The 19,411-nt window shown below is 48.6% G+C and carries 21 protein-coding genes and 1 tRNA gene; 7 read left to right on the top strand and 15 right to left on the bottom strand.

Annotated elements, in window-relative coordinates:
• Positions 1–219 precede the first annotated feature (219 nt).
• The gene (locus K5R89_RS01770; protein WP_244350885.1) at positions 220–1,098 is read right to left on the bottom strand and encodes a hypothetical protein; all 879 of its coding nucleotides are present in this window, start codon (positions 1,096–1,098) and stop codon (positions 220–222) included.
• Between the two features lie 169 nt (positions 1,099–1,267).
• Positions 1,268–1,732 carry a helix-turn-helix domain-containing protein gene (locus K5R89_RS01765; protein WP_217259122.1) on the bottom strand — a complete coding sequence of 155 codons (465 nt, stop codon included), beginning with the start codon at positions 1,730–1,732 and terminating at the stop codon, positions 1,268–1,270.
• A gap of 239 nt (positions 1,733–1,971) precedes the next feature.
• Here K5R89_RS01765 and K5R89_RS01760 point away from each other — a divergent pair, with 239 nt between their 5' ends.
• Positions 1,972–2,469, top strand: coding sequence for a hypothetical protein (locus K5R89_RS01760; RefSeq protein WP_087826620.1), 498 nt, complete (start codon positions 1,972–1,974; stop codon positions 2,467–2,469).
• A 14-nt stretch (positions 2,470–2,483) separates the two neighbouring features.
• Here K5R89_RS01760 and K5R89_RS01755 read toward each other — a convergent pair whose 3' ends face one another.
• The 4 genes from K5R89_RS01755 to K5R89_RS01740 all read right to left on the bottom strand — a co-directional run bounded on the left by K5R89_RS01755 (position 2,484) and on the right by K5R89_RS01740 (position 5,424).
• Positions 2,484–3,407: an SIR2 family protein gene (locus K5R89_RS01755; protein WP_217259123.1), complete on the bottom strand. Its 924-nt coding sequence runs from the start codon at positions 3,405–3,407 to the stop codon at positions 2,484–2,486.
• A 1-nt stretch (position 3,408) separates the two neighbouring features.
• Entirely contained in the window at positions 3,409–4,362 is a 954-nt protein-coding gene (locus tag K5R89_RS01750; RefSeq protein ID WP_087826624.1) for a DUF4365 domain-containing protein, read from the bottom strand.
• A 27-nt stretch (positions 4,363–4,389) separates the two neighbouring features.
• Entirely contained in the window at positions 4,390–4,734 is a 345-nt protein-coding gene (locus tag K5R89_RS01745) for a hypothetical protein (RefSeq protein WP_137910575.1), read from the bottom strand.
• 66 nt (positions 4,735–4,800) lie between these two features.
• Positions 4,801–5,424, bottom strand: a complete 624-nt coding sequence (locus K5R89_RS01740; RefSeq protein ID WP_227523326.1) for a recombinase family protein — start codon at positions 5,422–5,424, stop codon at positions 4,801–4,803.
• A gap of 192 nt (positions 5,425–5,616) precedes the next feature.
• Here K5R89_RS01740 and K5R89_RS01735 point away from each other — a divergent pair, with 192 nt between their 5' ends.
• The 5 genes from K5R89_RS01735 (at position 5,617) to K5R89_RS01715 (ending at position 9,574) form a co-directional block, all read left to right on the top strand.
• On the top strand, positions 5,617–6,087 hold the full coding sequence (locus tag K5R89_RS01735) for a DUF1643 domain-containing protein (protein ID WP_062773141.1): 471 nt from the start codon (positions 5,617–5,619) through the stop codon (positions 6,085–6,087).
• A 155-nt stretch (positions 6,088–6,242) separates the two neighbouring features.
• The gene (locus tag K5R89_RS01730) at positions 6,243–7,256 is read left to right on the top strand and encodes a hypothetical protein (protein WP_101989436.1); all 1,014 of its coding nucleotides are present in this window, start codon (positions 6,243–6,245) and stop codon (positions 7,254–7,256) included.
• 407 nt (positions 7,257–7,663) lie between these two features.
• The gene (locus tag K5R89_RS01725; RefSeq protein ID WP_062773135.1) at positions 7,664–8,236 is read left to right on the top strand and encodes a hypothetical protein; all 573 of its coding nucleotides are present in this window, start codon (positions 7,664–7,666) and stop codon (positions 8,234–8,236) included.
• 102 nt (positions 8,237–8,338) lie between these two features.
• Complete coding sequence (locus K5R89_RS01720) at positions 8,339–8,890, top strand: DUF4468 domain-containing protein (protein ID WP_087826628.1); 552 nt, start codon at positions 8,339–8,341, stop codon at positions 8,888–8,890.
• Between the two features lie 462 nt (positions 8,891–9,352).
• Positions 9,353–9,574 (top strand): NIPSNAP family protein, encoded by a 222-nt coding sequence (locus K5R89_RS01715; RefSeq protein ID WP_225319974.1) that lies wholly within the window; start codon positions 9,353–9,355, stop codon positions 9,572–9,574.
• An 87-nt stretch (positions 9,575–9,661) separates the two neighbouring features.
• Here K5R89_RS01715 and K5R89_RS01710 read toward each other — a convergent pair whose 3' ends face one another.
• The 6 genes from K5R89_RS01710 to actS form a co-directional block, all read right to left on the bottom strand.
• Entirely contained in the window at positions 9,662–10,819 is a 1,158-nt protein-coding gene (locus K5R89_RS01710) for a Shedu immune nuclease family protein (RefSeq protein ID WP_087826630.1), read from the bottom strand.
• A gap of 162 nt (positions 10,820–10,981) precedes the next feature.
• Positions 10,982–11,902: a site-specific integrase gene (locus tag K5R89_RS27325; RefSeq protein WP_228744775.1), complete on the bottom strand. Its 921-nt coding sequence runs from the start codon at positions 11,900–11,902 to the stop codon at positions 10,982–10,984.
• A 16-nt stretch (positions 11,903–11,918) separates the two neighbouring features.
• Complete coding sequence (locus K5R89_RS27320) at positions 11,919–12,677, bottom strand: hypothetical protein (RefSeq protein WP_227523328.1); 759 nt, start codon at positions 12,675–12,677, stop codon at positions 11,919–11,921.
• 21 nt (positions 12,678–12,698) lie between these two features.
• The gene (locus K5R89_RS27315; RefSeq protein WP_225319953.1) at positions 12,699–12,935 is read right to left on the bottom strand and encodes a DUF6538 domain-containing protein; all 237 of its coding nucleotides are present in this window, start codon (positions 12,933–12,935) and stop codon (positions 12,699–12,701) included.
• An 89-nt stretch (positions 12,936–13,024) separates the two neighbouring features.
• Positions 13,025–13,098: transfer RNA gene (locus K5R89_RS01700), tRNA-Gly, on the bottom strand.
• An 80-nt stretch (positions 13,099–13,178) separates the two neighbouring features.
• Positions 13,179–13,892, bottom strand: a complete 714-nt coding sequence (actS, locus tag K5R89_RS01695) for an amidase activator ActS (protein WP_064155574.1) — start codon at positions 13,890–13,892, stop codon at positions 13,179–13,181.
• A gap of 315 nt (positions 13,893–14,207) precedes the next feature.
• Between actS and idi the strand changes: the two genes are divergently transcribed.
• A complete protein-coding gene (gene idi, locus K5R89_RS01690) occupies positions 14,208–14,762 on the top strand; it encodes an isopentenyl-diphosphate Delta-isomerase (RefSeq protein WP_048298249.1) in 555 nt (184 codons plus the stop codon).
• A gap of 203 nt (positions 14,763–14,965) precedes the next feature.
• On the opposite strand, the gene lysS is transcribed toward idi, so the two are convergent.
• From lysS to recJ, 3 genes are all read right to left on the bottom strand, one after another.
• Positions 14,966–16,483: a lysine--tRNA ligase gene (lysS, locus tag K5R89_RS01685; protein WP_008806422.1), complete on the bottom strand. Its 1,518-nt coding sequence runs from the start codon at positions 16,481–16,483 to the stop codon at positions 14,966–14,968.
• 9 nt (positions 16,484–16,492) lie between these two features.
• Positions 16,493–17,591, bottom strand: a protein-coding gene (gene prfB, locus K5R89_RS01680) for a peptide chain release factor 2 (protein ID WP_101862173.1) whose coding sequence is annotated in 2 segments (ribosomal slippage) — positions 16,493–17,515 and positions 17,517–17,591 — 1,098 coding nt in all. Because the reading frame shifts where the segments join, the coding sequence is not laid out codon by codon here.
• Between the two features lie 85 nt (positions 17,592–17,676).
• A complete protein-coding gene (gene recJ, locus K5R89_RS01675) occupies positions 17,677–19,410 on the bottom strand; it encodes a single-stranded-DNA-specific exonuclease RecJ (RefSeq protein WP_217259124.1) in 1,734 nt (577 codons plus the stop codon).
• Position 19,411 lies beyond the last annotated feature (1 nt).

Below are 19,411 nucleotides of genomic sequence, written 5' to 3'. Positions count from 1 at the left end.
AGTCCTCCGTCGGAGTTCAATAGACTAACAGAATGCTATAACGGCTGATTTATCAAAGGAAAATTGAGTTGGGTAGACTTCAGGAGACTTGAGTTTGGAGCGGGCGAAGGGAAATCACCCCCGCTCCAAAGTTCTCGTAATCCCATGGATTTATTAACAAAAACGTGATGCATTGTAGGAGGGTTTTGTAGGAGGAACTACAACGTTTTGCAAACCGCTTCACTCCAGAACGCTGATAAGTTTTAGCGCGTCACTTCTGACAGAATCTTGTATTCGCCCAGAGTCAGCGATCAACGTCAAAGCCTCAATACTTAAACCATCCCTGATCACTTTTCGCGCTTTACTGAGACGGCTCCGGCAACTTTTCTCTGTATAACCCTCACGTGAGTGCATTTGCTCAATGATATAAGCGCTTGGTAAATTTGAATCGGCAAAATGATGGTAGTAGTTTACGAAACACTCCATTCCAATAGCCTTAAGGAGGCTGACCAGGGTAACACTACTCGTTATCTTCTCTGGTTGATTCAAAACCTCTTCCACAGGTTCGGGTGGAAGGGTTTGCATAGCCGCTTCATTGACTGAAGCCGAACTCCTGACAATCAAGTCTTCTTTGATGGAACTAACTCGGGGATCAGTAAGAATCGCGCCCTTGAGGTTAACGATATGTGCGTTAACGTGGTCACTATGCCGTGCATAATCTCGTATTACTTCATGTGGGATTTTGTAAGCATCAAGAATGTTGTAAGTCTCATCGAAAATAACCGCGATTAAATAATCAAAATCGGCTGCCTCATAGTTACGCAAGGCACTAAGCTGCCGGGAAGGATTATCCGGCGTAACTCTCCTAGCTTTGATCTGCACTTTCAGGCCATCAGCATCAATGGCATCAGCACCCGCCGAGGAATTACTGAGAAGAGTCATACCCAGTGCATTAGAAACCAGCCATTCAGCATAGTCACCAACAGGATTATTCTTGGTGCGAATGACACCTCTAGAACGCAACTGCGTTAATATTTCGGAATGAAGTGACAGCAATTCAAGATTATTCAGCGCATTTAGCCAATCATATGATGTTAAATGATTATTTTTCAAAAACACTCTCCATTGCCGAAGTGAAATGCCACTGTAACGCCTACGTAACGCACCTGGATTTTGATGTTTTGTCGACTCTTATAGAAGAGTAAGACTGATTCATAGGTGTCTCATCTTTTGCCAAAGAAGTCTGTTCATTAATACAGCATCCAGAATTTATAAACTTACACTTACTTCACTTTCTCAGTTTGCCCCACCGCACTGCCGAAACAATACCCCAGTTGCCACTGGCATTGGGCCTACGCCATTTTGCTGTCTCCATGCTACGGAGATACTCAAGAGCTTCAGAAAACGTGCCAAAACGCTTCTGAGCCGCTTTATCACCTACTCCAAACGAACCATCACGGGTGCTCGCCAAACCGGGGTGAAAACAGGAACCATCGGCCGCGTATGGAACCAACAGTTCCGGGTCGTTATCTTCAGATGAGCCAGACGCTAATAACTGCCACGGCTCAACGCTCAAAGCGTTAGCCAGCACCTCAATCGCGTCCAGAGACGCATTAGAGCCACCACGTTCAATTCTGCTCATATAGCTACGTGCAAACCCACACCGATCAGCAAAGGCTTCCTGGCTCAATCCGGTGGCTATGCGGAGTTCTTTTACCCGCTCGCCAAACTCTATTCTCAAGGTCTTTTTCATGCACTGAATGTGCAGTTTTGACCACTGTAAGGCCACGCTCTATATGAGACATTTTGAATCTAAAAGCTCTATTTGTGAGCACAATCTCCCTCGCAAGAAGCCTGTATCACTACACCAAATAGATTCAAAATGAATACCAATAGTGACAAATAAAATCAAAACCGTATGATGGTCATCACTGGTTAAGTGTCTCCAGCACTCACTACAAGCTGTGATGTTGTTTGGCAAATGAGGGAATCATGACGGAATCAGGCTTCATATTACCGATGGCAGCGGGAGCCGTGCTTAGCTGGGCCAGTTACAACATAGTTGCTCACGTTTCAATAAAACGGCAGATCAGCAGCATACGAGCAATATCATGGGGCATTTTGGGAACTCTCGCTTTGGTGCTGGGAGTGTGTGCGTTTTCTGCTGTGAGTGCAGAACACACAACAGAAAAGCAAGGTGCTTCTTGCTCAGATAATACACCGGAATGCTATGCAAAAGCGCACCACAACCCCGTCAGACAGTGCAAGCAGGTAATGGACAATGAAGTGACGTGTCGCCATGTGTGGCAGGAAAGTGAAGCTCAACCGGTTTTCGGAACTTACTTATGGCACGACGAGAAAAAGAAAACGATTCAAGCATTTGGACAACAGGCTAAGGCTATTAACAGTCTTGGGATGCAAATACCGCTTCAGTATTTTTGTGTTTTCAACGCCAATACCGGGGAAGTAATCGCAGCTTCATTTGAATAAATTAAGCAACCTGCTCATAATATTTCGAACCACTTTTCCGGAAAAACAATATCATTTAAGGGGTTGATAGTCTCTATTGATGCCGAAGGCCAAAGACATTTGGCCTCATCAACTTTCGGATAGGGATCTATCAAAATTACCTTTTTCAAATTCGAGCCACTTTCCCTCAATAGATTCAGCAAAGCATTATCATACGCATTAAAAGAAAAACCAAAAACAATTAAGACTTTGCTATTGGCTAAGGCATTCCTAGCAAATGTCCAAACATCTAGTAATTCAAGCGGAGGTTCTTTTTCAGGAGCAGGGGGAAAAATTAAAGCTTTCCCTGTCCTGCCAGGTTTGCCGCTGGTGTATTTATTATATTTGTCCCACGATAAAGAGCCATGTAATTTAGCCAGCAGGTTCTCACCAGTAACTCTCACATCTGCATTTTGCCAAGGAAATTGTGGATTTCTTCCTCTTCCCACTAAAATTTCATTTTTTATACCATAATTAAATCCAGAGCAACCTAGGATATACTCGACAATATTATCATAATTACAAGTAATGATATTTTTTAAACCAGCCCGCTCTAGCTCATTAAATAAATTACGTAAAAAAACTATCCTTTCATTTTGTTTCACAATTTTTTCATCGAACATAGCAGCAGAATATCCACCACGAATCCTAGTAATGAATGGTTCAGTTAACCTTCTATTAACATACCAAACAACTCTGCTCCTACGGTGAGAAGATTTATTAATACACCAATAAACAAAATTTTCGTATGTTGCTTCCGGATTTTTTTGTATCCAGACAGACCAATCCTCCTTAATTAGATAGAGCTTTTTCTCTTCTGAGGCAGTAAGGTAAGAGATATTAAAATCAAAAAGCTGACTTACCAGTGGCAAATCGAAAGCCCATTTAGAAAAACCGGCCCCCAAAAATATAGAAATCATGTTACAACAACCTTTTATTACTAATCATGTCCCATAAATCTTGACGTTCATATTCTGATAAAGATTCAATCAATTGAATAGCAACAGCATTCAAATCATTACTCAAATTATTGTTGAAGATAATACTTTCCAACCTTAAACATATATCTGGAATGTATCTCATTATATTACATATATGCTCCGCCACATGCTCATAACAATCATCCAATGCAACCTTCACTGAAAATATCATTTTGATTAACTGGACATCATTAAGCAAAGACAATCTTTTTATTATATATTGGTAGCGAAAATCACTTTTTTCCTTCGGGAAATATAAACTTAATCTATAACCAGCATCAGCAACAATTCTGTCATCATAAAGAAGGGAAAGAAAAGTATCTAATAGTTCATCCCATGCAGTATGAGATGAGATGGTGCTTAAATTTTGAAATGAATCTTTCTCTTTCTTTTGATTCGATTGAGGCATGGTTAAGTAAGAAAATTTAATAAAATCTTTCTTAATCCTTGTTAATTCAGCGCTATCAATAAGGGTTTGCAAGCTGTCAGAGTCTAATAAGTGTTCTTGAACCGAAAGATTAATTACCCATGGCCCTTTATTGGTAAGCCTGTCCTTAGCTATATCGCTCAAATTAACCCAAACACCTTTTTCATCCTCAGGATCATAGACGACACCTATTATAGGTAAAGTGCATCTAGACCAATATTCAAAATGAGCTTTATCACTTTTGAAAGAATAACGACCTGAACTCGTTTTAAAACTTTTCCCTGTTTTTATTTGAACTCCTATCATTGCTCCTGTAGCAATATTGCCCACTTGAGGCTCAATAAACGCATCTATACCAACATCAAAAATCCTAACTGGACGGTAAATTACTTCTTGTTTGCTACATAGATATTGTAAAAACGCTGAACCTAGCTCGCCAATGTGGGATTCAGAAGTTACTCTTGTCATAAAAACCACCTAGCAACATTTAATTTTTTAATAATTACCTCTACAAACCTCACATTCACTTTGGTCTCTTTTCTCATTAGTCGTTCTATATGAAGCTCCATAATGATAAAAGTTCTTGGCCTCACCACATTTTGGACATAGCTTAAGAAATTCTCCATTTAGAATCCCACATAGATTGGTTACCCTCAGTCCTCTACCTTCATTTTCATTTGAAGAGTCATAACCATTCACCTTTGTTGGCATCCCAGACAAATCAAAAAACCTATAATTACCAGTTATATAAAAATCTGTTAATTGAGTTATCGAGAAATAATCATTTCCGTTCGAAATTAATATTTCGCTATCTAATCTCACAGGAAGAACAAGCGACATTTACACCCCCTATAATGATTACTACGCTCTTATCTCATTATGACGATCATGAGCTACTCAGAAAATCTACAACACCTTATAAATGACATCAATCTCATCCTTCTCATTCTGTGACACTCTGCTCTCGTTTAAAGACATGATAGACGCTATAGTCGCTCTAGAAACGCCATATTCTCGTGCTAACGCACTGACACTGGTTCCGCTATACTTTTTCTCTACAATCGCGTCACGGGCTTCAGGCGCTATTTTCGACGGTCTTCCCAGCTTCTTGCCTTCGGCTTTTGCTCGTGACAGCCCCGCCTGAGTGCGTTCAATTAGCAAGTCACGCTCCATCTCCGCAACTGCTGCCAGCATCGACAACAGAAGCTTACCGGCAGCAGAGGTGAGATCAGTTGTGCCAAGCTGGTGGACAATGACTTTGATATTACGCTCAGCCAGCGCCTTTATCGTTTGCAGGACGTCAATCGCATCACGCCCCAGACGATCAAGTTTCGCTACCACCAACGTTTCACCATCACGGATTTTATTGAGCATTTCAGAAAACGCTTTACGTTGCATTGCCGGAACCTTCCCGCTAACAACATCAGCGAACCAGTAATCAATTTGCCACCCAGCCTGCCCAAGTTCCAGCCGTTGGTTCTCAGTATCCTGTTGCGATGTCGAAACACGCCCGTAGCCAAAAATCGCCATAGTCATCTCCTCATCCGGCCCCTGCCAGAAAACGAGGCCAACATTAGGATGGCCTGCCAGAAAAGCCAAGGCTAATTTTCCAACAGTATGAAAGCACGCGATTGGAAGGTGTCGGAAAACGGTCGTTTTTTGGCGCTTAAACTACGTGTAAACCTGTTAGGCTGAATCCATCACTTCATAAGGACACAGGAAATGATCAAAGACGCTATATTTTCACCGTGTAGAAAGTATCGCTACTCGTTATCACGGATCTGGGACGCATCAAAACCATATACCCTTTTCATTGGGCTAAACCCTTCATACGCCGATGTTGAGAACGATGATCAAACATTGAGCCGTTGCATATCGTTTGCCAAGAGCTGGGGCTACGGTGGTGTCTATATGGCCAACCTTTTTGCTTTCGTTCATACCGACCGCTTTGAGATGATGAAAGCAGCCGACCCTATTGGAGCCGACAACGACAGCCACTTAATGCGACTTATCGACGGAGCAGGCCTTATCGTTGCTGCATGGGGAAACGAAGGCAGACACCTTAAACGCTCAATGGCCATCCGTCAGCTATTACCAGCGAGCGCAATGTGCTTCGTCTTAAACGCCACAGGTGAGCCAAGGCATCCTTTATATATGAAAAATGACAGTGTTCTCATACCTTTAAACCAATGACGATGAGTGCTTTCAAAAACTGAACGCAGTCCCATGAAAAATAAGGTTTTTATAAGAAAATCGTTGTGCTACCTTGCTCAAAACACACTCAAATTCCCCCATCAGCTAATGACCCTATGGGCGTTTTTTGAGGTTTCGTTCAATAAGGTCGCACTATGAAAAGTCGAAAATGCAAAGCTACCGAAGCAGACCGCAAATCCTTTAAGGTTTCAGCCGGGATCGACTGGCTGGACATAAAAGTCAGTTTATCCAAACGGACCCAGTATCGCTTCATCCAAGACGAACTACATAAACTCACTGGATTAAAACTCTGGGTTGAACCCTGCGGCCTACGTATCTCAAAGTTGACATCACGCGAACTCCGTCCCGGTAACAACATAAAACCGTGGGTAAAGCCCATGATAAGCAACACTAACGATGTGTTTCGGATTCGCTTCCGCGATCTACTGGTAAAACATTGCGGGAAGCTGGAAACGGCACTCAAATCACTGCAAAACCGTTTCCCCTTTGTGCATGAGCCGCAAATCGTGGGAGTCGAAGTTTTCTGCGATTTCAGGCATAAGCAACGGTCAGTATCAGCGACAAGAGCAATGACCTATCGGCTTCAGACAAGCCTATTTAGTAACGGAACCCGACCAAGGCAATTCAATCCCACTTCGTGGAAAAACGTCTACCTTTTCCCCGGAACACGTATCACTCCATATCGAAACTTCAGGACAGGTAACAAGTGGGACAACATCTCGTGGCAGGTCTACTACAAACGCACTGACAACGGTCAGAAACTACCTGTAGAAGAGCAACGCGCTCGTGTTGAAGTCACGTTAAAAGGTGCAGCGCTCACTCACTACTCTCTTCACCGTCTTAGCGACATGCAGCGCTTTCGATTTGAAACCCTCACTCACCTGTTCAAATTTCGCAAACCAATTGAACCTGAAATGATGGCTAACGGTGATATGTTCCGGGTTACCGCTATCAATGCGGTTCGTAAGGTGAACGATGCTACAGCCGAACGCGGATTGCATTCTTTCGATAATATCGGCCGTAGGGATAAACGTAGCTGGATGATGGTCAACGGTGATAAGCGCCTGCGTAAAGAAAGCTCTCATCTGGCGGTTGTTAACAATCTGCAAAACTCCGTCAAAGGTGCTTTACGCCGTCTCAACGTTTGAGCCGCGGCCCGTTCCCCTATTCCAAAAAAAAGTGACAATCAGCAAGAAAGAAGCCGCATTCCTGCTGGTCTGGATGCAGTTCTCTTAATAACTATATATAGCAACTCAACTATTAGCTTACATACCGTAGTTATCACTGTTTGTTGGTTGCTGTTCCTTTCAATCAAACACGAACCAAACATTGTTAACCTTCAACGTGTTCGCGGTGCAAATGCAGCCAAATAAGCTGGGCGCGAAAAAGTGGAGGTCCTAGGTTTGGAAGCCCCCCTCTTAGGCATTGCGTTCAAAAACTTCGGGGGTTGCAAAATCATCCTTATACTTGCAGATAAACATTGTTGAAAAATTCTCTCCCACATAGTTCAATTAGCTACTTAGGAATTTTCTGATCGTCTTTCTCAAGGAAGCTTATGCCCGTATCCAGTTATTACCAAGCCCAACCGGATGGTTATGTGCGCTTTGATTGGCATGGCAATTCCATAGAAGGCGAGTTTTTCAGCTATGTGGAGTGTGGTCGAGATATCGATCCCAAATGGGGTTACATCCGGCCATTTGATAGAGGCATCAGACAACAACTAATTGATAATTTACAAGCAACTCACGGCATCGACCTCCAGACATTCACCTCTCAAGGGAGCCTGATCACCTGTGATGCTTTTGTCACCCATAAAGATTTACAGGCCGCACACCAAGTTGTCATAGAGTCGTTTAATTTCGTTGATGAGTCTGAGCTTACAACTGAAAGAGAACGCATCGGTAACTGCCGGGTCGATTTACTACGACGCCAATACATCGTCGCCAGCAATCTTAAAGAACCCGAAGTGTCTTTGGACAACCTCAACGCAGAGTTCCTTAAATGGGTAACTCCATTCTACACGCCGCTGCGTTACGAGCGGAAATGGGTAACCAAGCATCGTAAAGGCTTATTACGTTTTGGCGCACTCGTTGCTGTCGCTGTTATGGCCTATATCCACTATGGCTGACAATAGAAAAGCGAGACCTTTCCTGCGGCTTTGAGAAACCAACTTCATTCCGCGCCATATTTACATACTGCACTTAATAAAAATGCGCTAAGGACAAATCGAATGAACAAAGTAATGATGAAAGCTATTTTAGCAAGTTTAATTGCATCCAGTATTACAGTGTTGACTGGTTGTGTGACCTCACCAGATATGGAAGCAGCTAAACAACCGCTGGGTAGTATAGTCAGTGTTGTTAACGTTCCCGGGGTTAAAAAGGATGCACTTTACAGCAGTTCCAAAATTTGGGTTGCAAAGGCCTTCACTGATTCTAACAGCGTGATTCAATATGCCGATAAAGAAGAAGGTTCGATTGTTGGTAAAGGGAATGTTAAATACCCATGTGACGGTTTTAATGATTGCTTGGCTAATGAAGATGTTCGATATAAATTCACTATGAAAATCGACACAAAGGATGATAAAGCACGCATTACCTTTGATGATATCCACATTTATCGTCCGGCTCATGTAGCCAGCGGGATTGCGTTCCCTGCTATAGATTCGCCAAATATGACTGTTGGTGGACAAGCAAAAGCTAAAAAAGCGTTGAATGATATTGTTGAACAATACAAACGTGAGATCTTGACTGAAAGTAGCTCTGCTGCAAAAGACTGGTAACAGCCATCAGCTCAAAAACTTGCCGGAGAAGTTTTTGAGCTTTTATAGCCGGGATTATGTGTGGCCGCATAATATAGTTATGACAGGTTATCACGCGGCATTTTGATTCCATTCGAATGCAACCTGTTTCACTTGGCTACGCCAGGAACTCTATGAGAGCGCCGCGAATTTTGCACCATGATTTCCACTACCTTATTTAAAAAACTCGCCAGAGAGCTTCCCAGCGCGTCTGAGGGGGCTTGCTGCTTCTGCTTACGGATGACTGAACTGTCTGATTAGTAGTAGCTTCATGGCCCGGTCCGGTTTACTTTATTGCTATTAGCCAGGAGTCGCTCAGAGACGACACGGAGATAACGCTTGAGAATCGTCGAAATACTGCAATACACCTTACGCAAAGGCAGCGGTGCCGCTTTTCATGCCATCATGCAGGAAATCAGTGTTCCCCTACACCAATGACACGGGATCGATGTCGTGTCGTTTGGTAACTCGCTTCATGATCCGGATTGCTACTACCTGATTCGCGCCTTTGACAGCGCTGAAAAAATGGCTGCGATTCTCAATGCTTTTTATGCAAGCGATGACTGGCGCAGCGGCCCACGCGAAGACATTATTCGCAGCATTGGAACCAGCATTAGAACAGTAATGAACCTACCACCAGAAAGCGTGGACGGGCTTCGAAAATAAATAATTAGGGATACAGTTCATGGAGCCACAATATTTGTAGCCCCTTGATCATTATGGGGTATCTATAGTTTTCATATAAAAAAGAGATCATATATTTTCGCTAAATGCAACAATAAACCGAGCTCTTTCATACAGCTCATCAAAAGTGATAACTTCTGGACGTATCAAATTGCTTCTAAAATTTTCAAACGACCGCAATTTATCATGATTGATACCATTATCAGATGAAAACTGAGAGAGATTACCTACAACCAAAAATGATTTTGGATTAAAATTAAATAGCTCCTCCCCCGTTGGATCCCCATAAAAATCTGTTAAATTTAAATTCCTTTTTATTGAATCCATAGCGTAAGAAACTGTCCCTTGAATTTGTGCCACCGCACCAGTTAATTCACTAGATGGGGCCCAACAACCTGAGCGATATGGAGTATTAGCTAGTAAACCAGTTGTATTTGTTTTTATTTCAACGAAACATAGATTAGAAATTGCACCTCTTGTTTTCAGCAATCCATCAACTCGTTTTCCATGTTGGCCAACCTGCACTCCCTGAACAACTTGCTCTATTTTCTTATCGTTCAAACTTGATAAGTAGATATAACTTAATCCATATCCAAAAATCCAAGGATTTTTTTCAAAAAACTTTTGCCACAAAGCCTCATTCGAACAGTTTTTTTCTTTCTTAGCATATTCAAAAAATGCTTCATCATTAAGAAGTCGATTAAATGTATCAAGTTGTTTTTTACGGTATGCTATTGATATAATATCTTTTTTAGTCACATGTGTTTTAAGCGCCTCAGAGATAGCCACCTCATTCCCATTTAAAAGTTGTGAAGCTTGGTTATTAGTTAAAACGATTTCCCTAAGCTCCTCATCCGTAATTTTCATGGGACCATTGCCGTTAAAGCCCATTGAATTAATGTTAGCTAGAAATTCAATAAACTTACCAATTTCATCACCTATAAAAGAAAAACCAGAACCATAAGGCTGTCCAGTTTGCGTGGAAAACTTTTGAATAGATAGAACAAATATTTCCTTGCTACTTTCAAAAAACTTCGCTGTTATATAAGTTGATGCATCTAGCTTGTGCCTGAGTATAATTTCATCCTTAATTTTTGCGAACTCATATCCTTCATTACTAACTATCGCTTTTGAGGCAATTCGTATTTTCAAATCTTTGTTACCAAAAGATGGCAAGCTGGGGCTTATATAAGTTTTCTCCAGATCTGGCTCCATGTAGCTGTCCATTAATTCATCCTCTATATAAAGTTATCTAATACAATTATTTTAGCTGATTTGTTAGGTTACAGATACAGAGAGCACAAGCGAGGGCTAATGCAACTTTTGCTCTGATAGACACTATCTTTGATAAAAACGCGCCACAGAGCTTCCTGGCGCGTTTGGCGCATCTTACGATTTATGCCTGCGCCGTGCGTCGATGACCGCCTTGATACCCGCTTGCGAATCAAACCGCGTAATATCACGCAAACTGTAGCGAAGCTGCGAAATCACGCCAAATTGCTCTCCCACATCAGCATCCTTACGATAGGTTGTCATCGCGTTAGTGCTGCCCCGAACATGTCCAAAAAGCTGCGCAATCGTGCGTTCATTGCTCTCAAACTCGTCTACGGCATTGATGAAAGTATGCCTCAGCGAATGGAACGTTTTCTTACCGTCACGGGGAAACCCAAGGACTTTGCCAAAGTAGTTTTCGTTAAACCATTTTGAGTCGGCGGCACGATATCCTTTGATTTTGTTGTGCTTTAACTCAGGGAAAAGACGATCATATCCGGCGGCTTTCAGCGCATCCACATACTCAAGTAACCCTAGTTCGATCAATCGTGGATGTAAGGGAACCTGACGGATAGCATTCACCGTTTTCAAGGACTTATCGCCCCCAGTCTGCGTCTCTTCATCCATCATCTTATCCGGCGCATCCAGATTAAAATCAATATAGGCAACACCGTTTTTATCTTCGCGGATATCCGTCAGATAAAGCTGGCAAAGCTCATTGATGCGCCCTCCCACATATAATGCCAGCAGAGGCAACCAGTAATGAAACGGGCGGAAGCTCGTATAACGTCCGTATTGATTGGACGTTCCCGCGCCTTTCTTAAACCAATCAGCCGAGAAAATTTGCACTAGTTCATCATTGGTGAAGAGGTCGCGGCGATCCTGCTCACGCACCATCACACGGCGTTGAGCCAGCACATTCTCAGCAGGGTTATCAAAAAGATAACGTTCGCTCTTAGCCCATTTGAGCATTGAACCCAGTGATTCAATATGCCTGCCAATCGCATCTCGGCTTATGACCGACTGACCATCAGCCAATGCCGTTTCAATCAGCTTATGCGTATCTGAAATCTTGTATTTTCGCCGCATCAAATACAGATTTGCCGGGCATATTCTGCATTCTGTTGACGTAGTCCTTCACGACATCACGATCCAGCCCACTCAAGGACATATCGCCCATGATCTCCGTGAAGTGTGCAATTCTGGAACGAATTTTACCCTCGCTGGCCAACTTGATATCACCCGTATTTTTGTAGACCAGAAACGCTTCCAGCACTGCTGAAACTGTCATGCTCGCATATGTCGGGTTGCAATACGGGTTGATGGTAGCGGCCACAGGAATCGCTGGTGTTACACCTACCGGAGCGCATGGCAGAGCACTTAATGTTGGCTCCGATTTCGCAAGCGCCTTATCCCAAGCGCTACGCAGTTTTTCAGCCTGCACGTTGTTGATGAACAAAGAACTTGCATTCAGCGTCACCCCGGGTAAATCCAACAACCAGAGGGAAAGAGGATTGCCGTTGTTAGCCCTGAATGCCGTAACCTCAACCTCTCGCCCGTTCAGCAATTCAACAAGGGCAAACTGCGGCTGATAAAGCTGCATATAGCCGTTTACCGCAGCCTCAGCACCGTCATACGCAATGTTATTCAAAACGAACCCATGCGTATCAGGATCACGCTCAAGCGTGCTGAAATCATCAATCAGAAAGCCACGCTGGTTAGATACAAGGGCATACAGCGGCACATTGTCTGCCAGGAGATGCTGGACGACAGTCTCAACCCCAACCCCAAATGAATCGCAAAACAATGCCAAGCTGATTTTGCCAGCGCCAGTCTACAATGGGGCATTGCCCCTGATCTTCTCTTTATCCACTTGCCTGAACTCTTCCAGAGACGCATACCACTTCTCCAGCAAACGCGCGGCAATAGCTCTGGCATTTGCAAGGTGGGTTGTGCGGGTAGATGCATGAATTTCACGCTGCCCTATCAGGGCGCGATAACGAACCGGAACGGTGATCCGCAGAACATAGATACCACTTGGACGTCGATATAGATTATCACGCTGCGCCATCGGCTGTATGACCCCTTTGTAGGAGGATCACGAGCGCCGTCACGTATGGTTTTGAAAAAGATAGTAGAATTAATACGTTAGGGAAATTCTGGAGCGGGCGAAGGGAATCGAACCCTCGTATAGAGCTTGGGAAGCTCTCGTTCTACCATTGAACTACGCCCGCGAAGAGGTGCGAGAAGCATTATAGCCCTTACGCACCCTGTGACAAGCCCGCCGGATGCTGACTGGCGATAAAATAACCTTTTAGCACTTAGGCTTACTGCCCTGCGGCGGCAGGTAGCGCAGCGGATCGATGGCCGTCGCCCGATAGCGGATCTGGAAATGCAGACGCACTGAGTCGGCATCCGTACTGCCCATGGTGGCTATTTGCTGGCCGGCCTTCACGCTCTGGCCGTTATTCACCATCAGCTTATCGTTGTGGGCATAGGCGGTGATGTAATCCTCGCTGTGCTTAATCATGATCAGGTTGCCGTAGCCGCGCAGCTGGTTGCCGACGTAGACCACCTTGCCCGCCCCGGCGGCGTACACGGGCTGGCCGCGAGTCCCGGCGATATCAATGCCTTTATTGCCGCCATCGGCGGTGGAATAAGGCAGGACCACTTTACCGCTGGTCGGCCAGCGCCAGCAGCGCTGTCCCACCGGCGGCCAGGAGGACTGAGGTACCGCGGACGAAGGGGTGACCGCCGCCGTGCGCGTGGAGGAAGATTTTTTCTTCGTTGTCTTCGTTGAACTGCTGCCGTTAAGCTTCAGCTTCTGCCCCACCTCAATGGTGTAGGGCGGCGAGATATTATTCAGGCGGGCCAGATCGCGAACGCTGGTGCCGGTGGTGCGGGAGATGCCATACAGGGTATCGCCACGTTTGACGGTGTAGGTCGTACCGGAATCGGAGTTGCTGGAGCAGCCGGCCAGCGCCAGGCTTACCACCAGCATCAGTGTCATATAAACGCGTTTCATCATCAGGCATCCTGCACTTAACACAACCACTTACCTCGCAACCAGGGCGAATATCATACCAGTCCGCGGCGCAGGGCGTCATCCCTGATGGCGAAACCAATAGCCCCCCGCCATCGAATACGGCCCGCGACGGACAGCAATTGCTGCTGGAGCCGCACATCGTGGTGGACTTACCCGCCATGACGCGTTGCCGCTCACAGAGCGGACTCCAGGGCTTGTTTTGGTAATGCCTTTCTCCCATTTATGGGCTACCCTAGAGGCCTGAGTACATGACCCGGCGGGTTTGTGCCGGGTCATTTTTTATTTTCAGGAGTCGTCATGGCCGGGGAACACGTCATTTTACTGGATGAGCAGGATCAGCCTGCCGGTATGCTGGAGAAGTATGCCGCCCACACGCTTGATACCCCTTTACATCTCGCGTTTTCCTGCTGGTTGTTTAATCAGCAGGGGCAGTTGCTGGTCACCCGCCGTTCGCTGGGCAAAAAAGCCTGGCCCGGGGTGTGGACCAACTCCGTCTGCGGACACCCCCAGCAGGGCGAGACCTTCGAGCAGGCCGTCACGCGCCGCTGTCGCTTCGAACTCGGCGTGGAGATCGCCGATATCGTGCCGGTTCACCCGGCCTTCCGCTACCGGGCGGTCGCCCCGAACGGCATCGTTGAGAACGAAGTATGCCCGGTGTATGCCGCGCGCGTGGTGAGCGAAGTGCTGCCTAACGACGATGAAGTCATGGATTATCAGTGGGTTGACCTGGCAATGATGTTAAGCGCGCTGGCCGCCACGCCGTGGGCGTTTAGCCCGTGGATGGTGCTGGAAGCGGAAAATCGGGACGCTCGCCAGGCGCTGACCGACTTTGTTGCGCGTGTGCGCGGGTAAGCTGACTATTCTCGCAGCCGCCACCCGGCGCAAAAAGCGACTCCGTACCTGTCATCGTTGCCTGGCGGCGCTACGCTTGCACAGGCCGACGGTTCTGCGCTGTTGCGTAGCCCGGATAAGACATTTACGCCGCCAGCCTTCAGGCCTCACGTCAGACATAAAAAAACCCGGCAAGCCGGGTTTTTGCATTTCACAAGACGCGATTATTTCTGCGGACGCATTGCAGGGAACAGGATCACGTCGCGGATGGTGTGGCTGTTGGTGAACAGCATCACCATGCGGTCGATACCGATACCCAGACCGGCGGTCGGCGGCAGGCCGTGCTCCAGCGCGGTCACGTAGTCTTCATCGTAGAACATCGCTTCGTCGTCGCCCGCGGCTTTCGCATCAACCTGGTCCTGGAAGCGCTGCGCCTGGTCTTCGGCGTCGTTCAGCTCGCTAAAGCCGTTACCGATCTCACGGCCGCCGATGAAGAATTCAAAGCGGTCGGTGATTTCCGGGTTGACGTCGTTACGGCGCGCCAGCGGAGAAACTTCCGCCGGGTATTCAGTGATGAAGGTCGGCTGGATCAGGTGCGCTTCCGCCACTTCTTCGAAGATCTCGGTCACGATACGGCCCAGACCCCAGCTCTTCTCCACTTTGATACCGATAGACTCAGCGATCGCTTTCGCGGAATCGAAGTTATCCAGATCCGCCATCTCGGTTTCCGGACGGTATTTCTTGATCGCTTCGCGCATGGTCAGTTTTTCAAACGGCTTGCCGAAGTCGAACACCTGGTCGCCGTAAGGCACTTCGGTGTTGCCGAGAATGTCCTGCGCCAGGGTGCGGAACAGGGATTCGGTCAGCTCGATCAGATCTTTATAGTCCGCATAGGCCATGTAGAGTTCCATCATGGTGAACTCTGGGTTATGACGAACGGAGATCCCTTCGTTACGGAAGTTACGGTTGATCTCGAAGACGCGTTCGAAACCGCCCACGACCAGGCGCTTGAGGTACAGTTCCGGCGCGATGCGCAGGTACATGTCCAGATCCAGCGCGTTATGATGGGTGATGAACGGACGCGCGGAGGCGCCGCCCGGGATCACCTGCATCATCGGGGTTTCCACTTCCATAAAGCCGCGGCCAACCATGAACTGACGGATACCCGCCAGGATCTGCGAACGCACTTTAAAGGTGTTGCGCGATTCATCGTTGGAGATCAGGTCGAGGTAACGCTGACGATAGCGCGCTTCCTGATCCTGCAGGCCATGGAACTTGTCCGGTAACGGGCGCAGGGCTTTGGTCAGCAGACGCAGCTCGGTGCAGTGGATAGACAGCTCACCGGTTTTGGTCTTGAACAGCTTACCGCGGGCGGCGATGATGTCGCCGAGATCCCATTTTTTGAACTGGTCGTTGTAAACGCCTTCCGCCAGGTCATCGCGCGCTACGTACAGCTGGATGCGGCCGCCAACGTCCTGCAGAGTGACGAAGGACGCTTTACCCATGATACGGCGGGTCATCATGCGGCCAGCCACGGCCACTTCAACGTTCAGCGCTTCCAGCTCTTCGTTTTCTTTGGCATCGAAGTCAGCGTGCAGTTGGTCAGAGGTATGGTCACGACGGAAATCGTTCGGGAAAGCGACGCCCTGCTCACGCAGCGCAGCCAGCTTCTCGCGACGGGTTTTCAGTTCATTATTAAGGTCAATTGCCGCGTCAGCGCCCTGTGCTTGTTGTTCAGACATGTTGGTTCCTCATAACCCTGCTTTCAAACTTGCTTCGATAAATTGGTCCAGGCTGCCGTCGAGCACCGCCTGAGTGTTGCGGGTTTCCACCCCGGTACGCAGATCTTTAATACGCGAGTCATCCAGCACGTAAGAGCGGATCTGGCTGCCCCAGCCGATATCGGACTTGTTGTCTTCCATCGCCTGCTTCTCGGCATTTTTCTTCTGCATCTCCAGCTCATAAAGCTTCGCTTTCATCTGCTTCATGGCCTGGTCTTTGTTCTTGTGCTGCGAACGGTCGTTCTGGCACTGCGTCACCAACCCGGTCGGGATGTGGGTAATACGCACCGCGGATTCTGTACGGTTAACGTGCTGCCCACCGGCGCCGGAGGCGCGGTAAACGTCGATGCGCAGGTCGGCCGGGTTAATTTCGATATCGATATCGTCTTCAACTTCCGGGTAAACGAACGCAGAGCTAAAGGAGGTATGACGGCGGCCGCCGGAATCGAACGGGCTCTTACGCACCAGACGATGAACGCCGGTTTCGGTACGCAGCCAGCCGTAAGCGTAATCGCCAATGATCTTGATGGTCACGGATTTAATGCCCGCGACTTCACCTTCGGACTCTTCGATGATCTCGGTCTTAAAGCCGCGCGCTTCCGCCCAGCGCAGGTACATGCGCATCAGCATGCTGGCCCAGTCCTGGGCTTCGGTGCCGCCTGAGCCTGCCTGAATATCGAGGTAGCAATCGGCGTTGTCGTATTCGCCGGAGAACATGCGGCGGAACTCAAGCTGCGCCAGCTTCTCTTCCAGGGTATCCAGCTCGGCGACGGCTTCGTTGAAGGTCTCTTCGTCGTCCGCTTCCACGGCCAGATCCAGCAGGCCGGCAACGTCTTCCAGCCCCTGGGACATCTGATCCAGGGTATCTACGATGGCTTCCAGGGAAGAACGCTCTTTACCCAGCGCCTGAGCGCGTTCAGGTTCATTCCAGACGTCCGGCTGTTCCAGCTCGGCGTTTACTTCTTCGAGACGCTCTTTCTTGGCATCGTAGTCAAAGATACCCCCTAAGAACGTCGGAGCGCTCCGTGAGGTCCTGAATGCGGTTTTTTACCGGATTTATTTCAAACATGGTCGGTTTCTTTTAATGGATTTGTCAAAATGCGGTGATAAGAGCGGAATTCTACCGGATTCGCGCCCTTATTCATACACTGTTGTCAATTTGGCCAGAGGTGATCGATGATCAGCTGCAGGCTGCGGTTGCCGCGGAACTCATTGATGTCGAGCTTGTAGGCTAACTGGACTTCACGCACGCCGTTGTCGGGCCAGATGGAAGTATCCACGTTGAAGGCGATACCGTCCAGCAGCGGGCCGCCGTCAACCGGCTCGACCATCACCTTCAGGTGACGCTCGCCCACCAGCCGCTGCTGCAGCAGGCGGAAACGGCCGTCAAACAGCGGTTCCGGGAACATCTGTCCCCACGGCCCGGCGTCGCGCAGCATCTGCGCCACTTCCATGCTCATCTCAGCCGCCGCCAGCGGCCCGTCGGAAACGACCTCGCCCTGTAACAGCGCGGGATCCAGCCACTCGGTCACCAGCTCGCCAAAGCGCTGCTGAAACTCCTCAAAGCGCGCCTCTTCCAGCGATAATCCTGCCGCCATCGCGTGGCCGCCGAACTTCAGGATCAGCCCCGGATAGAGCGTATCGAGACGCTCCAGCGCATCGCGCATATGCAGCCCCTGAATGGAGCGGCCGGAGCCTTTCAGCGTACCGTCGCCGGTGGGCGCAAAGGCGATCACCGGCCGGTGGAAACGTTCCTTAATTCGCGAGGCGAGGATGCCGACCACCCCCTGGTGCCACTGCGGATGGTACATCGCCAGCCCGCCGGGCAGGGTATCGCTACTGCGTTCCAGCTGCTGACAGAGCGTTAGCGCTTCCGCCTGCATCCCCTGCTCGATCTCTTTGCGCGTCTGGTTGAGCGCGTCAAGCTCATTGGCTAACACGCGCGCTTCGCCAATGTTATCGCACAGCAGCAGCGCGACGCCGACCGACATGTCGTCCAGCCGCCCCGCCGCGTTCAGGCGCGGCCCGAGGGCAAAACCGAGGTCGCTGGCCGCCAGCTTTTGCGGATCGCGGTTGGCAATCTCCAGCAGCGCCTTAATGCCGGGCCGACATTTGCCAGCGCGAATGCGGCTTAACCCCTGCCAGGTGAGAATACGATTGTTAGCATCCAGCGGCACGACGTCGGCAACGGTGCCAAGCGCCACCAGATCCAGCAGCTCGGCAAGGTTCGGCGCGGCGATGCCGCGGGCATCGAACCAGCCGTTATCACGCAGAAAGGTGCGCAGCGCCAGCATCAGATAGAACGCCACCCCGACCCCGGCCAGCGATTTCGACGGAAAGTCGCAATCGCGCAGGTTAGGGTTAACGATGGCCTCCGCCGCCGGCAGCGTCTCCCCCGGCAGGTGGTGATCGGTTACCAGCACCGGGATCCCCAGCGCATGGGCATGATCGACGCCGGCATGGGACGAGATCCCGTTGTCGACGGTCATGATCATCTGCGCGCCGCGGGCGTGGGCCTGATCGACCACTTCCGGGCTCAAGCCGTAGCCGTCTTCAAAACGGTTCGGCACCAGGTAGGAGACGTTGCCGTAGCCCAGCGCGTGCAGGGCCAGCACGCTGAGCGCGGTGCTGGTGGCGCCGTCGGCGTCAAAATCGCCGACTACGACAATGTGCAACCCTTTCTGGAAAGCGTCGTGCAGCATCCCGACCGCTTTTTCAACGCCGGTGAGCTGCGTCCACGGCAGCATGCCTTTGACGCTGCGCTCCAGCTCCTGGGCGCTGCGCACCCCGCGGCTGGCATACAGCCGCTGCAGCAGCGGCGGCAGATCGGCGGGTAAATCGACGCCGTCAACCGTCTCGCGGCGGCGTAGTTGTATCTGTTGTTTCACT

Source organism: Klebsiella sp. TF21-TM (assembly GCF_019753495.1).
Lineage (GTDB): Bacteria > Pseudomonadota > Gammaproteobacteria > Enterobacterales > Enterobacteriaceae > Klebsiella > Klebsiella quasipneumoniae.
The sequence above is the reverse complement of the archived record's forward strand: the minus strand, read 5'-3'. Positions and strand labels throughout refer to the sequence as shown.